This window comes from Cedecea sp. FDAARGOS_727 (assembly GCF_012273235.1).
Lineage (GTDB): Bacteria > Pseudomonadota > Gammaproteobacteria > Enterobacterales > Enterobacteriaceae > Cedecea > Cedecea davisae.
This window is the reverse complement of the sequence record NZ_CP050966.1, coordinates 2,220,746-2,237,860: the sequence shown is the minus strand read 5'-3', so window position 1 is coordinate 2,237,860 and position 17,115 is coordinate 2,220,746. Positions and strand designations below refer to the sequence as shown.

35 protein-coding genes are annotated in these 17,115 nt (G+C 50.4%); 2 read left to right on the top strand and 33 right to left on the bottom strand.

All coding sequences use genetic code 11. From position 1 onward, the window contains the following. Nucleotides 1–85: 85 nt before the first annotated feature. Nucleotides 86–499 (top strand): large-conductance mechanosensitive channel protein MscL, encoded by a 414-nt coding sequence (gene mscL, locus FOC35_RS10695; RefSeq protein ID WP_016538455.1) that lies wholly within the window; start codon nt 86–88, stop codon nt 497–499. On the opposite strand, the gene FOC35_RS10690 is transcribed toward mscL, so the two are convergent. The 31 genes from FOC35_RS10690 to rpsJ all read right to left on the bottom strand — a co-directional run bounded on the left by FOC35_RS10690 (nt 435) and on the right by rpsJ (nt 15,341). Beyond that, a complete protein-coding gene (locus tag FOC35_RS10690) occupies nt 435–719 on the bottom strand; it encodes an alternative ribosome-rescue factor A (RefSeq protein WP_071704118.1) in 285 nt (94 codons plus the stop codon). The two genes, mscL and FOC35_RS10690, sit on opposite strands and share 65 nt — an antisense overlap. A 65-nt stretch (nt 720–784) precedes the next feature. Then, the gene (zntR, locus tag FOC35_RS10685; protein ID WP_039898877.1) at nt 785–1,201 is read right to left on the bottom strand and encodes a Zn(2+)-responsive transcriptional regulator; all 417 of its coding nucleotides are present in this window, start codon (nt 1,199–1,201) and stop codon (nt 785–787) included. Next, nucleotides 1,201–1,572 carry a DUF1992 domain-containing protein gene (locus FOC35_RS10680; protein ID WP_172568880.1) on the bottom strand — a complete coding sequence of 124 codons (372 nt, stop codon included), beginning with the start codon at nt 1,570–1,572 and terminating at the stop codon, nt 1,201–1,203. Before FOC35_RS10680 ends, zntR begins: the two co-directional genes overlap by 1 nt. A 112-nt stretch (nt 1,573–1,684) precedes the next feature. Then, nucleotides 1,685–2,071 (bottom strand): 50S ribosomal protein L17, encoded by a 387-nt coding sequence (rplQ, locus tag FOC35_RS10675; RefSeq protein WP_039898879.1) that lies wholly within the window; start codon nt 2,069–2,071, stop codon nt 1,685–1,687. A gap of 40 nt (nt 2,072–2,111) precedes the next feature. Next, nucleotides 2,112–3,101: a DNA-directed RNA polymerase subunit alpha gene (rpoA, locus tag FOC35_RS10670; RefSeq protein ID WP_002919219.1), complete on the bottom strand. Its 990-nt coding sequence runs from the start codon at nt 3,099–3,101 to the stop codon at nt 2,112–2,114. Nucleotides 3,102–3,126: 25 nt separating this feature from the next. Then, complete coding sequence (gene rpsD / locus FOC35_RS10665) at nt 3,127–3,747, bottom strand: 30S ribosomal protein S4 (protein ID WP_008457194.1); 621 nt, start codon at nt 3,745–3,747, stop codon at nt 3,127–3,129. 34 nt (nt 3,748–3,781) lie between these two features. Then, the gene (rpsK, locus tag FOC35_RS10660; protein WP_008457192.1) at nt 3,782–4,171 is read right to left on the bottom strand and encodes a 30S ribosomal protein S11; all 390 of its coding nucleotides are present in this window, start codon (nt 4,169–4,171) and stop codon (nt 3,782–3,784) included. A 16-nt stretch (nt 4,172–4,187) separates the two neighbouring features. After that, nucleotides 4,188–4,544 carry a 30S ribosomal protein S13 gene (gene rpsM, locus FOC35_RS10655; RefSeq protein ID WP_008457189.1) on the bottom strand — a complete coding sequence of 119 codons (357 nt, stop codon included), beginning with the start codon at nt 4,542–4,544 and terminating at the stop codon, nt 4,188–4,190. 146 nt (nt 4,545–4,690) lie between these two features. Beyond that, the gene (gene rpmJ, locus FOC35_RS10650; protein ID WP_039898881.1) at nt 4,691–4,807 is read right to left on the bottom strand and encodes a 50S ribosomal protein L36; all 117 of its coding nucleotides are present in this window, start codon (nt 4,805–4,807) and stop codon (nt 4,691–4,693) included. A gap of 30 nt (nt 4,808–4,837) precedes the next feature. Next, nucleotides 4,838–6,169: a preprotein translocase subunit SecY gene (secY, locus tag FOC35_RS10645; protein WP_008457186.1), complete on the bottom strand. Its 1,332-nt coding sequence runs from the start codon at nt 6,167–6,169 to the stop codon at nt 4,838–4,840. A gap of 7 nt (nt 6,170–6,176) precedes the next feature. Further along, nucleotides 6,177–6,611, bottom strand: a complete 435-nt coding sequence (gene rplO, locus FOC35_RS10640) for a 50S ribosomal protein L15 (RefSeq protein ID WP_008457184.1) — start codon at nt 6,609–6,611, stop codon at nt 6,177–6,179. A gap of 3 nt (nt 6,612–6,614) precedes the next feature. After that, complete coding sequence (rpmD, locus tag FOC35_RS10635; RefSeq protein WP_004846568.1) at nt 6,615–6,794, bottom strand: 50S ribosomal protein L30; 180 nt, start codon at nt 6,792–6,794, stop codon at nt 6,615–6,617. Between the two features lie 6 nt (nt 6,795–6,800). Continuing rightward, the gene (rpsE, locus tag FOC35_RS10630) at nt 6,801–7,301 is read right to left on the bottom strand and encodes a 30S ribosomal protein S5 (protein WP_016538460.1); all 501 of its coding nucleotides are present in this window, start codon (nt 7,299–7,301) and stop codon (nt 6,801–6,803) included. Between the two features lie 14 nt (nt 7,302–7,315). Then, nucleotides 7,316–7,669 carry a 50S ribosomal protein L18 gene (gene rplR / locus FOC35_RS10625; protein WP_008457177.1) on the bottom strand — a complete coding sequence of 118 codons (354 nt, stop codon included), beginning with the start codon at nt 7,667–7,669 and terminating at the stop codon, nt 7,316–7,318. A 9-nt stretch (nt 7,670–7,678) separates the two neighbouring features. Beyond that, the gene (gene rplF / locus FOC35_RS10620; RefSeq protein WP_016538461.1) at nt 7,679–8,212 is read right to left on the bottom strand and encodes a 50S ribosomal protein L6; all 534 of its coding nucleotides are present in this window, start codon (nt 8,210–8,212) and stop codon (nt 7,679–7,681) included. 13 nt (nt 8,213–8,225) lie between these two features. Next, nucleotides 8,226–8,618, bottom strand: a complete 393-nt coding sequence (rpsH, locus tag FOC35_RS10615; RefSeq protein ID WP_008457173.1) for a 30S ribosomal protein S8 — start codon at nt 8,616–8,618, stop codon at nt 8,226–8,228. A gap of 33 nt (nt 8,619–8,651) precedes the next feature. Continuing rightward, complete coding sequence (gene rpsN / locus FOC35_RS10610) at nt 8,652–8,957, bottom strand: 30S ribosomal protein S14 (RefSeq protein WP_016538462.1); 306 nt, start codon at nt 8,955–8,957, stop codon at nt 8,652–8,654. Between the two features lie 14 nt (nt 8,958–8,971). Next, nucleotides 8,972–9,511, bottom strand: a complete 540-nt coding sequence (gene rplE / locus FOC35_RS10605; protein ID WP_016538463.1) for a 50S ribosomal protein L5 — start codon at nt 9,509–9,511, stop codon at nt 8,972–8,974. 14 nt (nt 9,512–9,525) lie between these two features. Next, on the bottom strand, nt 9,526–9,840 hold the full coding sequence (rplX, locus tag FOC35_RS10600) for a 50S ribosomal protein L24 (RefSeq protein ID WP_016538464.1): 315 nt from the start codon (nt 9,838–9,840) through the stop codon (nt 9,526–9,528). A 10-nt stretch (nt 9,841–9,850) separates the two neighbouring features. Then, nucleotides 9,851–10,222, bottom strand: coding sequence for a 50S ribosomal protein L14 (gene rplN, locus FOC35_RS10595; protein ID WP_002438705.1), 372 nt, complete (start codon nt 10,220–10,222; stop codon nt 9,851–9,853). Nucleotides 10,223–10,388: 166 nt separating this feature from the next. Beyond that, a complete protein-coding gene (gene rpsQ, locus FOC35_RS10590) occupies nt 10,389–10,643 on the bottom strand; it encodes a 30S ribosomal protein S17 (protein ID WP_003031120.1) in 255 nt (84 codons plus the stop codon). Then, on the bottom strand, nt 10,643–10,834 hold the full coding sequence (gene rpmC / locus FOC35_RS10585; protein WP_008457158.1) for a 50S ribosomal protein L29: 192 nt from the start codon (nt 10,832–10,834) through the stop codon (nt 10,643–10,645). Before rpmC ends, rpsQ begins: the two co-directional genes overlap by 1 nt. Beyond that, nucleotides 10,834–11,244: a 50S ribosomal protein L16 gene (rplP, locus tag FOC35_RS10580; RefSeq protein WP_002438716.1), complete on the bottom strand. Its 411-nt coding sequence runs from the start codon at nt 11,242–11,244 to the stop codon at nt 10,834–10,836. The genes rpmC and rplP overlap by 1 nt, the downstream gene beginning before the upstream one ends. Nucleotides 11,245–11,256: 12 nt before the next feature. After that, entirely contained in the window at nt 11,257–11,955 is a 699-nt protein-coding gene (gene rpsC, locus FOC35_RS10575) for a 30S ribosomal protein S3 (protein WP_006817277.1), read from the bottom strand. A gap of 17 nt (nt 11,956–11,972) precedes the next feature. Then, a complete protein-coding gene (rplV, locus tag FOC35_RS10570; protein ID WP_002919773.1) occupies nt 11,973–12,305 on the bottom strand; it encodes a 50S ribosomal protein L22 in 333 nt (110 codons plus the stop codon). 14 nt (nt 12,306–12,319) lie between these two features. Then, nucleotides 12,320–12,598 (bottom strand): 30S ribosomal protein S19, encoded by a 279-nt coding sequence (gene rpsS / locus FOC35_RS10565; RefSeq protein ID WP_001138115.1) that lies wholly within the window; start codon nt 12,596–12,598, stop codon nt 12,320–12,322. A gap of 16 nt (nt 12,599–12,614) precedes the next feature. Beyond that, on the bottom strand, nt 12,615–13,436 hold the full coding sequence (rplB, locus tag FOC35_RS10560) for a 50S ribosomal protein L2 (protein ID WP_008457150.1): 822 nt from the start codon (nt 13,434–13,436) through the stop codon (nt 12,615–12,617). Between the two features lie 17 nt (nt 13,437–13,453). Next, nucleotides 13,454–13,756 (bottom strand): 50S ribosomal protein L23, encoded by a 303-nt coding sequence (gene rplW / locus FOC35_RS10555; RefSeq protein ID WP_016538465.1) that lies wholly within the window; start codon nt 13,754–13,756, stop codon nt 13,454–13,456. Beyond that, entirely contained in the window at nt 13,753–14,358 is a 606-nt protein-coding gene (gene rplD / locus FOC35_RS10550; RefSeq protein ID WP_008457145.1) for a 50S ribosomal protein L4, read from the bottom strand. Before rplD ends, rplW begins: the two co-directional genes overlap by 4 nt. A 10-nt stretch (nt 14,359–14,368) precedes the next feature. Beyond that, nucleotides 14,369–14,998: a 50S ribosomal protein L3 gene (gene rplC, locus FOC35_RS10545; protein ID WP_016538466.1), complete on the bottom strand. Its 630-nt coding sequence runs from the start codon at nt 14,996–14,998 to the stop codon at nt 14,369–14,371. Nucleotides 14,999–15,029: 31 nt separating this feature from the next. Beyond that, nucleotides 15,030–15,341 carry a 30S ribosomal protein S10 gene (rpsJ, locus tag FOC35_RS10540; RefSeq protein ID WP_001181005.1) on the bottom strand — a complete coding sequence of 104 codons (312 nt, stop codon included), beginning with the start codon at nt 15,339–15,341 and terminating at the stop codon, nt 15,030–15,032. Nucleotides 15,342–15,705: 364 nt separating this feature from the next. Here rpsJ and FOC35_RS10535 point away from each other — a divergent pair, with 364 nt between their 5' ends. Then, entirely contained in the window at nt 15,706–16,218 is a 513-nt protein-coding gene (locus FOC35_RS10535) for an A24 family peptidase (protein ID WP_172568879.1), read from the top strand. A gap of 50 nt (nt 16,219–16,268) precedes the next feature. Here FOC35_RS10535 and bfr read toward each other — a convergent pair whose 3' ends face one another. Both bfr and bfd read right to left on the bottom strand, forming a co-directional pair. Continuing rightward, nucleotides 16,269–16,742 (bottom strand): bacterioferritin, encoded by a 474-nt coding sequence (gene bfr, locus FOC35_RS10530; protein WP_039898889.1) that lies wholly within the window; start codon nt 16,740–16,742, stop codon nt 16,269–16,271. A 71-nt stretch (nt 16,743–16,813) separates the two neighbouring features. Continuing rightward, nucleotides 16,814–17,008 (bottom strand): bacterioferritin-associated ferredoxin, encoded by a 195-nt coding sequence (gene bfd / locus FOC35_RS10525; RefSeq protein WP_016538470.1) that lies wholly within the window; start codon nt 17,006–17,008, stop codon nt 16,814–16,816. Nucleotides 17,009–17,115: the final 107 nt, after the last annotated feature.

Genomic DNA, 17,115 nt, shown 5'->3' with positions numbered 1-17,115 from the left:
CAAAGCATTCTTATTTTCTACGGTTATGGCAATTAAGACATCCTTTGTTAGAATTAAAACTGCCAGCCGGTACAAGGAGAGATAAATGAGTATTTTAAAAGAATTCCGCGAATTCGCGATGCGCGGAAATGTTGTCGATTTGGCAGTGGGTGTGATTATTGGGGCAGCATTCGGGAAAATCGTTTCCTCACTGGTGGCGGATATAATTATGCCTCCGCTGGGCTTGCTGATTGGTGGTGTTGATTTCAAACAGTTTGCGTTAACGCTGCGCGACGCACAGGGCGATGTGCCTGCAGTTGTCATGCATTACGGCGTGTTTATTCAGAACATCTTTGATTTCGTAATTGTCGCTTTTGCTATTTTCATGGCAATTAAAGTTATTAATAAGCTGAACCGTAAGAAGACTGAAGAGCCGGCTGCACCTGCAGCGCCTTCTAAAGAAGAAGTTCTGCTGGGCGAAATTCGCGATCTGCTGAAACAGCAGAACCAACGCGATTAATCCAGGCTGCTAAAAGCAGAAGGCCAGTGGTAAAAAAGCGTTTTGCTTGTTTGCCACTGGCCTCCCAGTTACCCCGTTTGCCATGTTTCTCGTTGCGTTGATAGCTCCCTTTCCCTTTCTTATTCTTCTCGATTCTCTGCCTGAACAATGGGTCATGTAACAGCGCCTCGATGGCGTTATCCTTGATTTGCCCTTTTTGATGGCGGTATTTGTTGCTCATATCCACTCCATATCGGTTAAATTAACGGCGCGAGTCTATTCCTCGCTCAATAAAAGATCAAGCGGCTATTTTCGGATGCTGGCTCCCTGCTCCAGGGCTTCCAGAATTGAGCAGTAAACGCTGCTGTGCGCGCTTCCGCAGCATGCATCATTCAAACGCTGCAGGGAACGGCGCATATTTTGTAGCTCTTTAATCTTTGCTTCCACTTCCGTCAGCCTGCTTTGCACAATGCCTTTTGACTCCTGGCAGGTGTGATGTTCAGGATCGATACGGATCGAAAGTAGCTCGCGGATGGCCTCAAGGGTAAATCCTAACTGCTTGGCATAACGAATGAACTTAAGCCGCTGCAGGTCGCTGTCGTTATACAGTCGGAAGCCACCTTCCGTGCGAACTTCGTGATCCATCATGTTTTGCTTTTCGTAGTAACGAATAGTGTCCGGCGTCACGTTCGCCAGTTTTGCCAACTCACCTATGCGAAACATCATTTTTCCTCGCCAATGTGCTGCATTAATTTAGCCCCGTACTCACCACGAAGAAAATCGGTATTAACCCCGGCCTGCCGTAGTTTAAGCTCAAGCAAACTGAGCTTTTTACTGATTTCCTGATATTCCTTGCTTTGAGCATGGACCGTTTTTAGCAGGTCAACCAGCTCCAGAGCCTCTCTTCGTTGCTGTAATTCAGGCGGTAAACAGCCCGAATTTTTCAGCAAACGGTAACCCGCTCGTAGTTCGGGTGGTACGTGGCTGTCATCATCAAGCATTATCGGTTCGCCGCTGCCGGGCAGGCTATCAAAATCACCATTGCGCTGGGCATCGAGAATATGCCGCTCAGCCCATTGATCGAGCAACCACATAACAACCTCTGGTTAGCAGGGAGTTCTACAAGAATACGAGGAAAGCGTGAGGGAAGGGATATTTTAGATATAAAAAAACCGGGCAAGCCCGGTTTTTCTACGTTACTACAGATTACTCTGCAGCAGCTTCTGTTTGAGACTCGGCGCGATCAACCAGCTCGATGTAAGCCATCGGAGCATTGTCACCTGCACGGAAGCCACACTTCAGAATACGAGTGTAACCACCGGTACGGCTCGCAAAACGCGGACCCAGTTCATTAAACAGTTTTGCCACGATCTCGTTATCACGAGTGCGGGCGAATGCCAGACGACGATTAGCAACGCTGTCAGTCTTGGCAAGAGTAATCAGCGGCTCAACTACGCGACGCAGCTCTTTCGCTTTAGGCAGGGTCGTCTTGATTATCTCATGACGAACCAGTGAACCTGCCATGTTGCGGAACATAGCCTGGCGATGGCTGCTGTTGCGGTTCAGTTGACGACCACTCTTACGATGGCGCATGACCTTATCCTTCTCAGTAAAACCTTAACCTGTGATCCGGTTACTCGTCAGCGATGCTTGCCGGTGGCCAGTTTTCCAGGCGCATGCCCAGAGAAAGACCACGGGAAGCCAGCACGTCTTTAATCTCGGTAAGAGATTTTTTACCCAGGTTAGGCGTTTTAAGCAGCTCAACCTCGGTACGCTGTACCAGATCACCGATATAGTGGATAGCTTCTGCCTTAAGGCAGTTAGCAGAGCGGACAGTCAATTCCAGATCGTCAACAGGGCGCAGCAAGATCGGATCGAATTCTGGTTTCTCTTCTTTAACTTCCGGCTGACGAACATCACGTAAGTCAACGAAAGCTTCAAGTTGTTCTGCCAGGATGGTTGCCGCACGACGAATCGCCTCTTCAGGATCGATTGTGCCGTTGGTTTCCATTTCGATGACCAGCTTGTCCAGGTCGGTACGCTGTTCTACACGCGCTGCTTCAACATTGTAGGCAATACGCTCTACAGGGCTGTAGCAGGCGTCGACCAGCAGACGGCCGATTGGGCGCTCATCTTCTTCCGAATGAATTCGGGCAGAAGCCGGCACATAACCGCGACCGCGCTGAACTTTGATACGCATGCTAATAGCGGCGTTCTCATCGGTCAGGTGGCAGATCACATGCTGCGGCTTGACGATTTCGACATCACCATCATGGGTGATGTCGGCTGCGGTCACAGGGCCAATGCCAGATTTATTCAGGGTAAGAATAACTTCATCTTTGCCTTGAACTCTTACCGCCAGCCCTTTCAGGTTGAGCAGGATTTCCAGGATATCTTCCTGAACGCCTTCTTTGGTGCTGTACTCGTGCAGTACACCATCAATCTCAACCTCAGTCACCGCGCAACCCGGCATCGATGAAAGCAGAATACGGCGCAGTGCGTTACCAAGAGTATGGCCAAAGCCACGCTCTAACGGCTCAAGGGTCACCTTGGCGTGCGTCGAACTCACTTGCTCGATATCTACCAGGCGTGGTTTTAGAAACTCTGTCACAGAACCCTGCATTGTGTCCTCTCTTTGGTACTAAGCTTTACTTGGAGTAAAGCTCGACGATCAGGTGTTCGTTAATGTCGGCAGACAGATCGGTACGCTCAGGCTTACGCTTAAACACACCTTCCATCTTGGCAGCATCAACTTCCAGCCAGGTTGGCTTTTCACGCTGCTCAGCCAGCTCCAGAGCGGCCTTAACGCGAGATTGCTTTTTGGCTTTCTCACGGATGCTGACTACGTCATTCGGAGTTACCTGATAAGAAGCGATGTTAACAACGCGACCGTTTACCATAATTGCTTTATGGCTAACCAGCTGACGTGCTTCTGCACGAGTAGCGCCAAAGCCCATACGGTAAACTACGTTGTCCAGACGACCTTCCAGCAGAGCCAACAGGTTTTCACCGGTGTTGCCTTTCAGACGAGCTGCTTCTTTATAATAGTTACGGAACTGACGCTCCAGCACACCATAGATACGGCGAACTTTCTGCTTTTCACGCAACTGCACACCATAGTCAGACAGACGCGGTTTACGCGCACCGTGCTGGCCAGGAGCTTGTTCAATTTTACACTTGGTATCGATCGCGCGAACGCCAGACTTAAGGAACAGGTCTGTGCCCTCACGACGGCTCAGCTTGAGCTTAGGACCCAAATATCTTGCCATTTTCTTTCTCCAACAATCCTAGAAAACGAACGCGTTATACGCGGCGTTTTTTCGGCGGACGACAACCGTTGTGAGGGATCGGAGTCACATCAGTAATATTAGTGATGCGGAAACCAGCGGCGTTCAGAGCACGAATGGTAGATTCGCGACCCGGACCCGGTCCCTTAACCATAACTTCCAGGTTCTTGATACCGTATTCTTTCACGGCTTCTGCGCAACGCTCTGCTGCAACCTGAGCTGCAAACGGAGTGGATTTGCGAGAACCACGGAAACCGGAACCACCGGCAGTTGCCCAACCCAACGCATTACCCTGACGATCGGTAATAGTAACGATGGTGTTGTTGAAAGAAGCATGGACATGAGCCACGCCGTCAGAGACTGTTTTTCTTACACGTTTACGTGCACGAATTGGTGCCTTTGCCATTATTCAATCACCCCGATTATTTCTTGATCGGTTTGCGCGGACCCTTACGGGTACGGGCGTTGGTCTTAGTACGCTGACCGCGCACTGGCAGACCACGACGATGACGCAAACCGCGATAGCAACCAAGGTCCATCAGACGCTTGATGCTCATACTCACTTCACGGCGCAGATCACCTTCAACGACAAATTTGGCAACTTCGTCACGCAGCGTGTCGATTTGTTCTTCAGACAGCTCACTGATCTTAACATCTTCAGCGATACCCGCCGCAGCGCAGATGGCTTTGGATCGAGTCTTGCCGACACCGTAGATCGAAGTTAATGCGATCACGGCATGTTTCTGATCAGGAATGTTAATGCCTGCTATACGGGCCACTATGCACTCCTACTATTTAGATTATGCGTCCCATGCCGAAAAGCCCGTTTTCAGGATACTCAAATGGAAACGCATAGACATACAAAAGATTGGCTGGCTAATCTAGCCAGCTCAACCCAACTTTGCAAGAAAAATATGCGAGATAATCAGCCTTGACGCTGTTTATGCTTCGGTTCGACGCTGCAAATCACGCGAATAACACCTTCACGCTTAACGATTTTGCAGTTACGACATAATTTCTTGACGGAAGCACGAACTTTCATTTTTACTCTCCGTAACTTCTCAAGCGACAATTAACGGCCGTAGCCTTTCAGGTTCGCTTTCTTCAATGCAGACTCGTACTGACTTGACATCATTAGAGTTTGCACTTGAGCCATAAAGTCCATGATAACGACAACAACGATAAGCAGTGAGGTCCCACCGAAGTAGAACGGTACTTTCATTGCATCGCGCATGAACTCCGGGATTAGGCAGATAAAGGTAATGTAGAGCGCACCAACCAGAGTCAGGCGGGTCATTACTTTATCGATATACTTCGCCGTTTGTTCTCCCGGACGAATTCCTGGTACAAATGCACCGGACTTCTTCAGGTTATCTGCTGTTTCACGCGGGTTGAAAACCAACGCCGTGTAGAAGAAACAGAAGAAGATGATTGCAGACGCATAGAGTAACACATAAAGCGGTTGCCCAGGCTGCAAATACAGCGAAATTGTTGTCAGCCAGTTCCAACCGGTACCGCCCCCGAACCATGACGCGATGGTTGCCGGGAACAGGATAATACTGGAGGCGAAGATCGCAGGGATAACCCCGGCCATGTTCACTTTCAGCGGTAAATGTGTGCTCTGCGCAGCATAGACACGACGACCCTGTTGACGTTTAGCGTAGTTGACCACAATGCGGCGCTGGCCACGCTCAACAAAAACAACGAAGAAGGTCACTGCAAATACTAATACTGCAACCAACAGCAACAGGAGGAAGTGCAGGTCGCCTTGCCTTGCTTGCTCGATGGTATGGCCAATGGCCGGCGGAAGACCCGCAACGATACCCGCGAAGATTATGATTGAGATACCGTTGCCGATACCGCGTTCAGTAATCTGTTCGCCCAGCCACATCAGGAACATTGTCCCGGTAACCAGACTTACAACAGCGGTGAAATAGAATGCAAAGCCTGGGTTTAACACCAGGCCCTGCATACCAGGCATATTCGGTAAACCGGTAGCAATACCGATTGACTGGAATATTGCCAGCACCAGAGTGCCGTAACGGGTGTACTGGCTAATCTTACGACGACCAGATTCCCCTTCTTTCTTCAGCTCTGCCAGCGCGGGGTGAACCACGGTAAGCAGCTGTATAATGATCGATGCCGAAATATACGGCATGATACCCAGCGCGAAGATAGAAGCTCGGCTGAGAGCACCACCAGAGAACATGTTGAACATTTCAATGATGGTGCCTCGCTGTTGCTCAAGCAGTTTGGCAAGCACAGCGGCATCAATACCAGGGATCGGAATAAAAGAGCCAATACGAAACACAATCAGCGCACCGATAACAAACATCAGTCTGCGTTTCAGCTCGCCGAGGCCGCCTTTAGCACTTTGAAAATCTAATCCCGGTTGTTTTGCCATCTGCTACTTATTCCTCGATTTTACCGCCAGCAGCTTCGATAGCAGCACGAGCGCCTTTGGTGACACGCAGGCCGCTAACAGTTACCGGACGAGTTACCTCACCAGACAGGATCACTTTCGCGAACTCGATCTGAATACCGATAATGTTTGCTGCTTTCAGCGTGTTCAGGTCAACTACGTCGCCTTCAACTTTCGCCAGATCGGACAGACGAACTTCTGCCGTGATCATTGCTTTGCGAGAGGTGAAACCGAATTTCGGCAGACGACGGTATAACGGCATCTGACCACCTTCAAAACCACGACGTACGCCACCGCCAGAACGAGAGTTCTGACCTTTGTGACCACGACCGCCGGTTTTACCGAGGCCAGAACCGATACCACGACCCAGACGCTTAGACGCGTGCTTAGACCCTTCGGCCGGAGACAGAGTATTTAAACGCATCTCTTACTCCTCAACTTTAACCATGTAGGAAACCGCGTTGACCATACCACGTACAGCAGGAGTATCCTCGCGCTCTACGGTGTGGCCAATACGACGCAGACCCAGGCCAAGCAGCGTTGCCTTGTGTTTCGGCAGACGACCGATTGCACTGCGGGTTTGAGTTATTTTAATAGTCTTTGCCATGGTCAATTACCCCAGAATTTCTTCAACGGATTTACCACGCTTGGCAGCGACCATTTCTGGAGACTTCATATTCGCCAGGCCATCGATAGTTGCACGAACCACGTTAATCGGGTTTGTAGAACCATACGCTTTAGCCAGAACGTTATGAACTCCAGCGACTTCCAGAACGGCACGCATTGCACCGCCGGCGATAATACCGGTACCCTGGGAAGCCGGCTGCATGAACACACGAGAACCTGTGTGCACACCTTTAACAGGGTGCTGCAGGGTGCCGTGGTTCAGCGCGACGTTAATCATGTTGCGACGGGCTTTTTCCATCGCTTTCTGGATCGCTGCTGGAACTTCACGCGCTTTACCGTAACCAAAACCAATACGACCGTTACCGTCGCCTACCACTGTCAGAGCAGTGAAGGAGAAAATACGACCGCCTTTAACGGTTTTAGATACGCGATTTACCGCGATCAGCTTTTCCTGCAGTTCGCCAGCTTGTTTTTCGATGTGAGACATCTTACACCTCTACCTTAGAACTGAAGGCCAGCTTCACGGGCAGCATCTGCCAGTGCCTGGACACGACCATGATATTGGAAACCAGCACGGTCAAAAGCAACAACGGTGATGCCTTTTTCCAGTGCGCGCTCAGCGACAGCTTTACCTACAGCTGCAGCGGCGTCTTTGTTTCCAGTGTACTTCAGTTGCTCAGTGATAGCTTTTTCTACAGTAGATGCAGCTACCAGAACTTCAGAACCATTTGGAGCGATTACCTGTGCGTAAATATGACGCGGGGTACGATGTACCACCAGACGAGTCGCGCCCAGTTCCTTGAGCTTGTGACGTGCGCGGGTCGCACGACGGATACGAGCAGATTTCTTATCCATAGTGTTACCTTACTTCTTCTTAGCCTCTTTGGTACGCACGACTTCGTCGGCGTAACGAACACCCTTGCCTTTATAAGGCTCAGGACGACGGTAGGCGCGCAGATCAGCTGCAACCTGACCGATCACCTGCTTATCAGCGCCTTTCAGCACGATTTCAGTTTGAGTCGGACATTCAGCAGTGATACCCGCAGGCAGCTTATGCTCAACAGGGTGAGAGAAGCCCAGGGCTAAATTCACCACGTCGCCTTTAACGGCTGCACGATAACCTACACCAACCAGCTGCAGCTTCTTAGTGAAGCCTTCGGTAACACCGACAACCATTGAGTTCAACAACGCACGAGTGGTACCCGCTTGGGCCCACGCGTTTGCAAAACCTTCGCGCGGAGCGAAAGTCAGTGCATTTTCAGCGTGTTTTACTTCAACAGCATCGTTGATAGTACGAGTCAGCTCGCCGTTTTTACCTTTGATCGAAATAACCTGACCGTTGAGTTTTACCTCTACGCCTGCAGGAACAACGACCGGTGCTTTAGCAACACGAGACATTTTATTCCTCCAATTACGCTACGTAGCAGATAATTTCGCCACCAAGACCAGCCTGGCGCGCTGCACGATCAGTCATAACACCTTTAGAGGTAGAAACGACAGCAATACCCATACCGGCCATAACTTTAGGCAGCTCATCTTTTTTCTTATAGATGCGCAGGCCTGGGCGGCTGACTCGCTGAATGCTCTCTACCACAGCCTTGCCCTGGAAATACTTAAGAGTCAGTTCCAGTTCAGGCTTGATGTCGCCTTCAATTTTAAATTCTTCAATATAACCTTCTTCCTTCAGCACGTTGGCGATTGCCACTTTCAGCTTGGAGGAAGGCATGGTGACCGCAACTTTGTTCGCGGCCTGACCGTTACGGATACGGGTCAGCATATCCGCGATCGGATCTTGCATGCTCATCTGTCTCTACTCCCGTGATTCAATTGGTGACAATTACCAGCTAGCCTTTTTCAAGCCAGGCACTTCACCGCGCATGGCGGCTTCACGCAGCTTGATACGGCTCAACCCGAACTTGCCCACATAACCATGTGGACGACCAGTCTGGCGGCAGCGTTTACGCTGACGGGACGGGCTGGAATCACGCGGCAGAGTTTGCAGCTTGAGAACAGCGCTCCAACGGTCTTCGTCGGACGCGTTCACATCAGAAATGATAGCTTTCAATTCTGCGCGTTTAGCGAAGAATTTATCAGCCAAAGCAACGCGCTTTACTTCGCGTGCTTTCATTGATTGCTTAGCCATGAAGTAACCCTACCTTACTTGCGGAACGGGAAGTTAAAGGCAGCCAGCAGAGCACGGCCTTCATCATCAGATTTCGCAGTAGTGGTAATGGTAATATCCAAACCACGGACGCGATCGACTTTGTCGTAATCGATTTCTGGGAAGATGATCTGCTCACGGACACCCATGCTGTAGTTACCACGACCGTCGAAAGACTTAGCGGACAAGCCACGGAAGTCACGGATACGCGGTACAGCAATAGTGATCAGACGCTCAAGGAACTCCCACATGCGTTCGCCACGCAGAGTTACTTTACAGCCGATCGGATAGCCCTGACGGATTTTGAAGCCTGCAACAGATTTGCGTGCTTTGGTGATCAACGGCTTTTGACCGGAGATTGCTGTCAGGTCTGCTGCTGCATTATCCAGCAGTTTCTTGTCAGCGATCGCTTCACCAACACCCATGTTCAGGGTGATCTTCTCGACCCGAGGGACTTGCATGACAGAATTGTAGCTAAACTCAGTCATGAGTTTGTTAACTACTTCGTCTTTGTAGTAATCATGCAGTTTCGCCATCGTACTACTCCAAATTACTTGATAGTTTCGCTGTTAGACTTGAAGAAACGGACTTTTTTGCCGTCTTCGAATCTAAAGCCTACACGGTCAGCCTTGCCGGTTGCCGCGTTGAAGAGCGCAACGTTAGAAACTTGAATTGCAGCTTCTTTTTCAACGATGCCACCTGGTTGGTTCAGGGCCGGAACCGGCTTCTGATGTTTCTTAACCAGGTTGATACCTTCAACAATGATCTTGCCGGAAGACAGAACATTTTTTACTTTACCGCGTTTACCTTTGTCTTTACCGGTTAACACGATAACTTCGTCATCACGACGGATTTTCGCTGCCATGATTCGCTCCTTAGAGTACTTCTGGTGCCAGAGAGATAATTTTCATGAACTTCTCATTACGCAGTTCACGAGTTACCGGCCCAAAAATACGCGTGCCGATTGGCTGCTCGCTGTTATTGTTTAAAATAACGCATGCATTACCATCGAAGCGAATGACAGAACCGTCCGGGCGACGAACACCCTTCCTGGTGCGCACCACTACCGCTTTCAGCACATCGCCTTTCTTCACCTTACCGCGAGGAATTGCTTCCTTGATGGTAATCTTGATGATGTCGCCGACGCCTGCGTAGCGACGGTGCGAGCCACCCAGAACCTTGATACACATTACGCGACGTGCGCCGGAGTTGTCGGCCACGGTCAGCATAGTCTGTTCTTGGATCATTTCAGTGCTCCGCTAATGTCAACTACTACTTCGGGACCTGAAATTCAGGTCGTTAAAAAGCCCCATAAACGAGGGCGCGGCATTATAACACCGGTTCCTGTGAATGGGTAGAAAAAATAAACGGCTCATCGCTGAGCCGTTTATCTGTTTGAGAAGGCTTACTGTATTACAGAACCGCTTTCTCTACAACGCGAACCAGCGTCCAGGACTTAGTCTTGGACAGCGGACGGCATTCGCGGATTTCAACCACGTCACCGGTACCGCATTCGTTGTTCTCGTCATGTACGTGCAGTTTGGTCGTACGCTTGATGAATTTCCCGTAGATTGGGTGCTTCACAAAACGTTCGATGGCAACAACAATGGATTTCTCCATTTTGTCGCTGACAACGCGACCTTGCAGAGTACGGATTTTATCGGTCATTACGCACCCGCCTTCTGAGTCAGTAAAGTCTTAACACGAGCAACATCACGACGAACCTGCTTCAGCAGGTGAGTCTGTTGCAGCTGGCCACTTGCAGCCTGCATACGCAGGTTGAACTGCTCGCGCAGCAGGTTCAGCAGCTCGGTGTTCAGCTCTTCGACGCTCTTTTCACGCAGCTCTTTTGCTTTCATTACATCACCGTCTTAGTTACAAAGGTGGTTTTGATCGGCAGTTTCGCTGCTGCCAGCTTGAAGGCTTCACGGGCCAGCTCTTCAGGAACGCCGTCCATTTCATACAGGACTTTGCCCGGCTGGATTAAGGCAACCCAATACTCCACGTTACCTTTACCTTTACCCATACGCACTTCAAGCGGCTTTTCGGTGATCGGTTTGTCCGGGAATACACGGATCCAGATCTTACCCTGACGCTTAACTGCACGGGTCATTGCACGACGTGCTGCTTCGATCTGACGTGCAGTCAGACGACCACGGCCAACAGCTTTCAGACCGAAAGTGCCGAAGCTAACATCCGTACCCTGCGCCAGACCACGGTTGCGGCCTTTGTGCACTTTACGGAATTTTGTACGCTTTGGTTGTAACATCAGCGACTCTCCTTACTTACGGCCTTTACGCTGCTGCTTTTTAGGTTGAGCAGCCGGTTCCGGTTGTTCAACAGCAGCCATCCCACCCAGGATCTCACCTTTGAAGATCCACACTTTAACGCCGATTACACCATAAGTGGTGTGCGCTTCAGAGGTGTTGTAGTCAATGTCAGCACGCAGAGTGTGCAACGGCACGCGACCTTCACGGTACCATTCGGTACGTGCGATCTCGGCGCCGCCCAGACGGCCGCTAACTTCAACTTTAATACCTTTAGCGCCCAGACGCATGGCGTTCTGTACAGCACGCTTCATAGCACGACGGAACATAACACGACGTTCCAGCTGTGAAGTGATGCTGTCAGCAACCAGTTTTGCGTCCAGTTCAGGCTTACGTACTTCGGCGATATTGATCTGTGCAGGAACGCCAGCGATATCCGCTACGACCTTGCGCAGTTTTTCAACGTCTTCGCCTTTCTTACCGATAACGATGCCAGGGCGAGCGGTGTGAATAGTCACACGGATGCTCTTAGCTGGACGCTCGATAACGATACGAGATACAGACGCTTTAGCCAGTTCCTTAGTCAGGTACTGACGTACTTTAAAATCGCTGTCCAGGTTGTCAGCGAATTCTTTGGTGTTCGCAAACCAAGTAGAGTTCCATGGTTTTACAATACCCAGGCGAATACCATTAGGATGTACTTTCTGACCCATTGCTAGTCTCCAGAGTCTCAGCGATCGGACACAACCACAGTAATGTGGCTGGTGCGCTTCAGGATGCGATCTGCACGACCTTTTGCACGAGGCATAATGCGCTTCATGCTAGGGCCTTCGTCTACGAAGATTTTCGCGACTTTCAGATCGTCAATGTCAGCGCCATCGTTGTGTTCAGCGTTAGCAATGGCAGATTCCAGTACTTTCTTAACCAATACAGCCGCTTTCTTGTTGGTGTAGGTCAGAATATCCAGAGCCTGCGACACTTTCTTACCGCGAATCAGGTCAGCAACAAGGCGAACCTTCTGAGCAGAAGAACGAGCATGGCGATGTTGAGCTAAAGTTTCCATCTCTTCCTCCTACCTTATTTCTTCTTCGCTTTTTTATCAGCAGCGTGGCCGCGATAAGTACGAGTCGGTGCGAATTCACCCAGCTTGTGGCCGACCATTTCGTCGGAAACAAAGACTGGAACGTGCTGACGACCATTATGGACAGCGATGGTCAAACCGATCATGTTAGGAAAGATCGTTGAACGACGGGACCAAGTGCGCAGGGGCTTCTTGTCACCGCTTTCCACCGCTTTCTCTACCTTCTTCAGCAAGTGCAGGTCAATAAAAGGACCTTTCTTGAGAGAACGTGGCATGGCTTATCCTCTAAAATTATTTGCTACGGCGACGTACGATAAATTTATCAGTACGCTTGTTGCTGCGGGTCTTCTTACCTTTGGTCTGAACGCCCCACGGAGAAACCGGGTGCTTACCAAAGTTACGACCTTCACCACCACCATGTGGGTGGTCTACTGGGTTCATCGCAGTACCGCGAACGGTAGGACGAACACCACGCCAGCGAGCAGCACCCGCTTTACCCAGAACGCGCAGCATATGCTCAGCGTTGCCAACTTCGCCCAGGGTCGCGCGGCAGTCAGCTTCGACTTTACGCATTTCACCAGAACGCAGACGCAGGGTAACGTAAGCACCATCACGCGCAACGATCTGCACGTAGGTACCAGCGGAACGTGCCAGCTGACCGCCTTTACCAGGTTTCATTTCTACGTTATGAACAGTAGAACCAACCGGGATGTTGCGCATCGGCAGGGTGTTACCAGCTTTGATTGCAGCATCAACGCCAGACTGAATCTGGTCGCCAGCTTTCAGGCCTTTAGGGGCCAAGATGTAACGGCGTTCGCCATCTTTGTACAGAACCAGCGCGATATTCGCGGAACGGTTCGGATCGTACTCAAGACGCTCAACAACTGCCGGGATACCATCTTTGTTGCGTTTAAAGTCAACAATACGGTAAGCCTGCTTGTGACCACCACCGATATGACGGGTAGTGATACGACCATTGTTGTTACGGCCACCGGATTTGCTGTTTTTTTCCAGCAACGGAGCAAAAGGCTTGCCCTTATGCAGCTCAGGGTTAACCACTTTAACTACGTGGCGACGACCCGGAGATGTCGGTTTACATTTAACAACTGCCATTGTCTTTCTCCTCCGACTTACTCAGCGCCGCCGACGAAGTCCAGGTTCTGGCCTTCCTTCAGGGTGACGTAAGCTTTTTTCCAGTCGCTACGACGACCAACACGCTGTCCGTGACGTTTAGTTTTCCCTTTAACAACCAGGGTGTTCACGTCTTTAACTTCAACTTCGAACAGCTTCTGTACAGCAGCAACGATCTCTGCTTTGGTCGCGTCTTTCGCAACTTTGAGTACGATGGTATTGGTTTTTTCCATCGCGGTAGATGCTTTTTCAGATACGTGCGGTGCACGCACTACTTTCAGCAGACGTTCTTCACGGATCATGCCAGCATCTCCTCAACTTGCTTAACTGCTTCCGCAGTCATAACGACTTTGTCGAAGGCGATCAGGCTAACTGGGTCAATTGCTGCTACATCGCGCACGTCAACCTTGTGCAGGTTGCGAGCTGCCAGGAACAGATTCTCATCCAGTTCGCCGGTCACGATCAGCACATCTTCCAGAGCCATATCTTTCAGTTTCTGAGCCAGCAGCTTGGTTTTCGGTGCTTCAACAGAGAACTGCTCAACAACGATCAGACGATCCTGACGTACCAGTTCGGACAGGATGCTTTTCAGCGCGCCGCGGTACATCTTTTTGTTAACTTTTTGACTGTGGTCCTGCGGGCGTGCAGCGAAGGTTACGCCACCGGAACGCCAGATCGGGCTCTTGATAGAACCTGAACGCGCACGGCCGGTACCTTTCTGGCGCCACGGCTTTTTGCCGGAACCAGTTACTTCAGCACGGGTCTTCTGAGCACGAGTACCCTGACGAGCACCAGCTGCATAAGCAACAACAACCTGGTGTACCAGCGCTTCGTTGAAGTCACGACCGAAGGTAGTTTCGGAAACAGTCAGCGCGCTTTGCGCGTCTTTCAATACTAATTCCATTGCTATCCCCTTACGCCTTCACAGCTGGTTTAACGATCAGGTCGCTACCGGTTGCACCCGGAACAGCACCTTTCACCAGCAGCAGGTTGCGCTCAGCGTCAACACGTACTACGTCCAGGCTCTGAACGGTCACACGTTCGTTACCCAGCTGGCCTGCCATTTTCTTGCCTTTGAACACTTTGCCCGGAGTCTGGTTCTGACCGATAGAACCCGGAACGCGGTGAGACAAGGAGTTACCGTGAGTAGCGTCCTGGGTACGGAAGTTCCAGCGCTTAACGGTACCTGCGAAACCTTTACCTTTAGAGGTACCGGTTACGTCAACTTTTTTAACTTCAGCAAACAGCTCAACGCTAATGTCCTGACCTACGGTGAACTCTTCGCCTTCAGCAAGGCGGAATTCCCACAGACCACGGCCAGCTTCAACGCCAGCTTTAGCGAAGTGACCAGCTTCCGGCTTGGTTACGCGGTTAGCTTTTTTAGCACCGGTGGTAACCTGAACTGCACGGTAGCCGTCGTTAGCCAGGTCTTTAACCTGAGTAACACGGTTTGCTTCAACTTCAATTACGGTTACTGGGATAGAAACGCCATCTTCAGTGAAGATACGGGTCATACCCACTTTTTTACCGACTAAACCAATCATTGTTTCAACCTCTCAATCGTCAATGACCTGATTAACCCAGGCTGATCTGCACGTCTACACCGGCAGCCAGATCCAGACGCATCAGAGCATCAACGGTTTTCTCAGTTGGCTCAACGATGTCAACCAGACGCTTGTGAGTGCGGATCTCGTACTGATCGCGCGCGTCTTTGTTGACGTGCGGGGAGATCAGAACGGTAAAGCGCTCTTTGCGGGTCGGCAGCGGGATCGGACCACGGACTTGCGCACCAGTGCGCTTAGCAGTCTCGACGATTTCCGCAGTTGATTGATCGATCAGACGATGATCAAACGCTTTAAGGCGGATACGGATTCTTTGGTTCTGCATGAGACCAGAGCTCCAATTATTTTATAGACGAAAAAAATTACTACTCGCACCCATTACGATTGATGGGGGAGTGTAATCGTTCATACATAGTCCCCCAATTGGGGACATTGTTTGATAGCAACTGAATCTCTTCAACTGACTACTATCGGGGTTCATATCGAACCAGCTGTCTATAAAGACAGCCCGCGCATTATACGGGTTTCCAACGCGCTTGCAAGCTGCCCGGGTCGAAATTTCGCCGATTCCCTGAATTTAGTTTTTCAGCGGGGCACAGATGGCGTATTCCGGCCTCTTTGCGAGAGGCTGCGCAGCGTTCATCTCCGATATCTATTATTTCTTGGCCAGGAGAACCTGACGGGCCAGGATGCTGCAACCTATTGGCCAGCGAGTTGAAAACATGACAAACAGCGGTGACACAGTCTTCTGGCTATTGATGGCCGGCACGCTACTCTATTTTGCTTTGGCTCTGGCGCTTAGCCTCATCGACTTTCGAAGCCAGCTGCTGCCCGACAGACTGACCCTTCCCCTGCTCTGGCTGGGATTACTTTTCCATTGCCTGATGGATCCTCGCACCGTGGATGATGCCGTTTATGGCGCGGCCGCAGGTTATCTTTCTCTGTGGGTCGTGTTTCAGTTATTCCGCTGGAAAACCGGGCGGGAGGGGCTGGGCTATGGCGACTTCAAGTTACTGGCGGCAATCGGGGCGTGGAACAGCTGGCAAAGCCTTCCGGTAGTGATTACGGCGGCATCGCTGTTGGGCCTGGCTTCAGTGGGCTTCATTTATATCGCTAAACAACGGCTGCTAAAAACTATACCGTTTGGACCGTGCCTGGCGGCTGCGGGTTGGGGGGAGTTCGTCTGGCAGGCGTTCTGGTGAGGTGCTGTATACAGACAGAGGGTGAGCCCCTCTGTCCGGGCTGTCCTGGGCTATTCGTCGCGTATCTGCGCCTGCAGATAGTTCTGGATACCCAGCTTCTGAATCAAATCCAGTTCCGTCTCAAGCCAGTCAATATGGCCTTCTTCATCGGCCAGGATTTCAATCATCAAATCACGACTGACGTAATCATGAACCTTATCGGCGTAAGCTATTGCCTCACGCAAATCCTTCGCGCCATCCAGCTCAAGCTTCAGGTCGGAGCGCAACATTTCTTCGACATCTTCACCGATGCCCAACTTGCCAAGATCCTGTAGATTCGGTAGCCCTTCAAGAAACAGAATACGCTCGATGTATTTATCTGCGTGCTTCATTTCATCAATGGACTCATGATACTCGACGTCGTTAAGACGTTTTAAACCCCAGTTTTTGAACATGCGGGCATGCAGAAAATACTGGTTAATTGCGACAAGCTCGTTTCCCAATAATTTATTGAGATAATTTATTATCTTAACATCACCTTTCATTTTGACTTCCTCCGCTTCCACTACATGAAGCGTAGATGTCGCACAGAGTAAGTCAAAAAAATGGGCGTATTTTAAGCGATCTCTTTAAATTCCGGGATCTGCATCAGTTCATCCTGCATGATTTCTCGCGCCTGACGAACACACTTTCCACACTGGTTTCCAACCGGGATAAATTTTTTAAGCTGCTGAAAAGACTGAGGATGGTGCTGCCGCACCGCCTGACGAATTGTCTTATCGCTTACACCGTTACACAAGCAAACGTACATAATCACTCCCGCTCAAAAACTGCGCAAAGTGTAAATGAGAATGATTGGCTTTACAAGGGTTGGCGCATGGCAGAATGCTAAGAAAAGTGACTAAATGCAAATCGAGG

What these genes read in the sequence shown, in the direction of transcription:
- mscL (WP_016538455.1), top strand. Translation starts at nt 86, where the DNA reads ATGAGTATTTTAAAAGAATTCCGCGAATTCGCGATGCGCGGAAATGTT.
- FOC35_RS10690 (WP_071704118.1), bottom strand. Translation starts at nt 719, where the DNA reads ATGAGCAACAAATACCGCCATCAAAAAGGGCAAATCAAGGATAACGCC.
- zntR (WP_039898877.1), bottom strand. Translation starts at nt 1,201, where the DNA reads ATGTTTCGCATAGGTGAGTTGGCAAAACTGGCGAACGTGACGCCGGAC.
- FOC35_RS10680 (WP_172568880.1), bottom strand. Translation starts at nt 1,572, where the DNA reads ATGTGGTTGCTCGATCAATGGGCTGAGCGGCATATTCTCGATGCCCAG.
- rplQ (WP_039898879.1), bottom strand. Translation starts at nt 2,071, where the DNA reads ATGCGCCATCGTAAGAGTGGTCGTCAACTGAACCGCAACAGCAGCCAT.
- rpoA (WP_002919219.1), bottom strand. Translation starts at nt 3,101, where the DNA reads ATGCAGGGTTCTGTGACAGAGTTTCTAAAACCACGCCTGGTAGATATC.
- rpsD (WP_008457194.1), bottom strand. Translation starts at nt 3,747, where the DNA reads ATGGCAAGATATTTGGGTCCTAAGCTCAAGCTGAGCCGTCGTGAGGGC.
- rpsK (WP_008457192.1), bottom strand. Translation starts at nt 4,171, where the DNA reads ATGGCAAAGGCACCAATTCGTGCACGTAAACGTGTAAGAAAAACAGTC.
- rpmJ (WP_039898881.1), bottom strand. Translation starts at nt 4,807, where the DNA reads ATGAAAGTTCGTGCTTCCGTCAAGAAATTATGTCGTAACTGCAAAATC.
- secY (WP_008457186.1), bottom strand. Translation starts at nt 6,169, where the DNA reads ATGGCAAAACAACCGGGATTAGATTTTCAAAGTGCTAAAGGCGGCCTC.
- rplO (WP_008457184.1), bottom strand. Translation starts at nt 6,611, where the DNA reads ATGCGTTTAAATACTCTGTCTCCGGCCGAAGGGTCTAAGCACGCGTCT.
- rpmD (WP_004846568.1), bottom strand. Translation starts at nt 6,794, where the DNA reads ATGGCAAAGACTATTAAAATAACTCAAACCCGCAGTGCAATCGGTCGT.
- rpsE (WP_016538460.1), bottom strand. Translation starts at nt 7,301, where the DNA reads ATGTCTCACATCGAAAAACAAGCTGGCGAACTGCAGGAAAAGCTGATC.
- rplR (WP_008457177.1), bottom strand. Translation starts at nt 7,669, where the DNA reads ATGGATAAGAAATCTGCTCGTATCCGTCGTGCGACCCGCGCACGTCAC.
- rplF (WP_016538461.1), bottom strand. Translation starts at nt 8,212, where the DNA reads ATGTCTCGTGTTGCTAAAGCACCGGTCGTTGTTCCTGCAGGCGTAGAG.
- rpsH (WP_008457173.1), bottom strand. Translation starts at nt 8,618, where the DNA reads ATGAGCATGCAAGATCCGATCGCGGATATGCTGACCCGTATCCGTAAC.
- rpsN (WP_016538462.1), bottom strand. Translation starts at nt 8,957, where the DNA reads ATGGCTAAGCAATCAATGAAAGCACGCGAAGTAAAGCGCGTTGCTTTG.
- rplE (WP_016538463.1), bottom strand. Translation starts at nt 9,511, where the DNA reads ATGGCGAAACTGCATGATTACTACAAAGACGAAGTAGTTAACAAACTC.
- rplX (WP_016538464.1), bottom strand. Translation starts at nt 9,840, where the DNA reads ATGGCAGCGAAAATCCGTCGTGATGACGAAGTTATCGTGTTAACCGGT.
- rplN (WP_002438705.1), bottom strand. Translation starts at nt 10,222, where the DNA reads ATGATCCAAGAACAGACTATGCTGACCGTGGCCGACAACTCCGGCGCA.
- rpsQ (WP_003031120.1), bottom strand. Translation starts at nt 10,643, where the DNA reads ATGACCGATAAAATCCGTACTCTGCAAGGTCGCGTTGTCAGCGACAAA.
- rpmC (WP_008457158.1), bottom strand. Translation starts at nt 10,834, where the DNA reads ATGAAAGCAAAAGAGCTGCGTGAAAAGAGCGTCGAAGAGCTGAACACC.
- rplP (WP_002438716.1), bottom strand. Translation starts at nt 11,244, where the DNA reads ATGTTACAACCAAAGCGTACAAAATTCCGTAAAGTGCACAAAGGCCGC.
- rpsC (WP_006817277.1), bottom strand. Translation starts at nt 11,955, where the DNA reads ATGGGTCAGAAAGTACATCCTAATGGTATTCGCCTGGGTATTGTAAAA.
- rplV (WP_002919773.1), bottom strand. Translation starts at nt 12,305, where the DNA reads ATGGAAACTTTAGCTCAACATCGCCATGCTCGTTCTTCTGCTCAGAAG.
- rpsS (WP_001138115.1), bottom strand. Translation starts at nt 12,598, where the DNA reads ATGCCACGTTCTCTCAAGAAAGGTCCTTTTATTGACCTGCACTTGCTG.
- rplB (WP_008457150.1), bottom strand. Translation starts at nt 13,436, where the DNA reads ATGGCAGTTGTTAAATGTAAACCGACATCTCCGGGTCGTCGCCACGTA.
- rplW (WP_016538465.1), bottom strand. Translation starts at nt 13,756, where the DNA reads ATGATCCGTGAAGAACGTCTGCTGAAAGTAGTGCGTGCACCGCACGTA.
- rplD (WP_008457145.1), bottom strand. Translation starts at nt 14,358, where the DNA reads ATGGAATTAGTATTGAAAGACGCGCAAAGCGCGCTGACTGTTTCCGAA.
- rplC (WP_016538466.1), bottom strand. Translation starts at nt 14,998, where the DNA reads ATGATTGGTTTAGTCGGTAAAAAAGTGGGTATGACCCGTATCTTCACT.
- rpsJ (WP_001181005.1), bottom strand. Translation starts at nt 15,341, where the DNA reads ATGCAGAACCAAAGAATCCGTATCCGCCTTAAAGCGTTTGATCATCGT.
- FOC35_RS10535 (WP_172568879.1), top strand. Translation starts at nt 15,706, where the DNA reads ATGCTGCAACCTATTGGCCAGCGAGTTGAAAACATGACAAACAGCGGT.
- bfr (WP_039898889.1), bottom strand. Translation starts at nt 16,742, where the DNA reads ATGAAAGGTGATGTTAAGATAATAAATTATCTCAATAAATTATTGGGA.
- bfd (WP_016538470.1), bottom strand. Translation starts at nt 17,008, where the DNA reads ATGTACGTTTGCTTGTGTAACGGTGTAAGCGATAAGACAATTCGTCAG.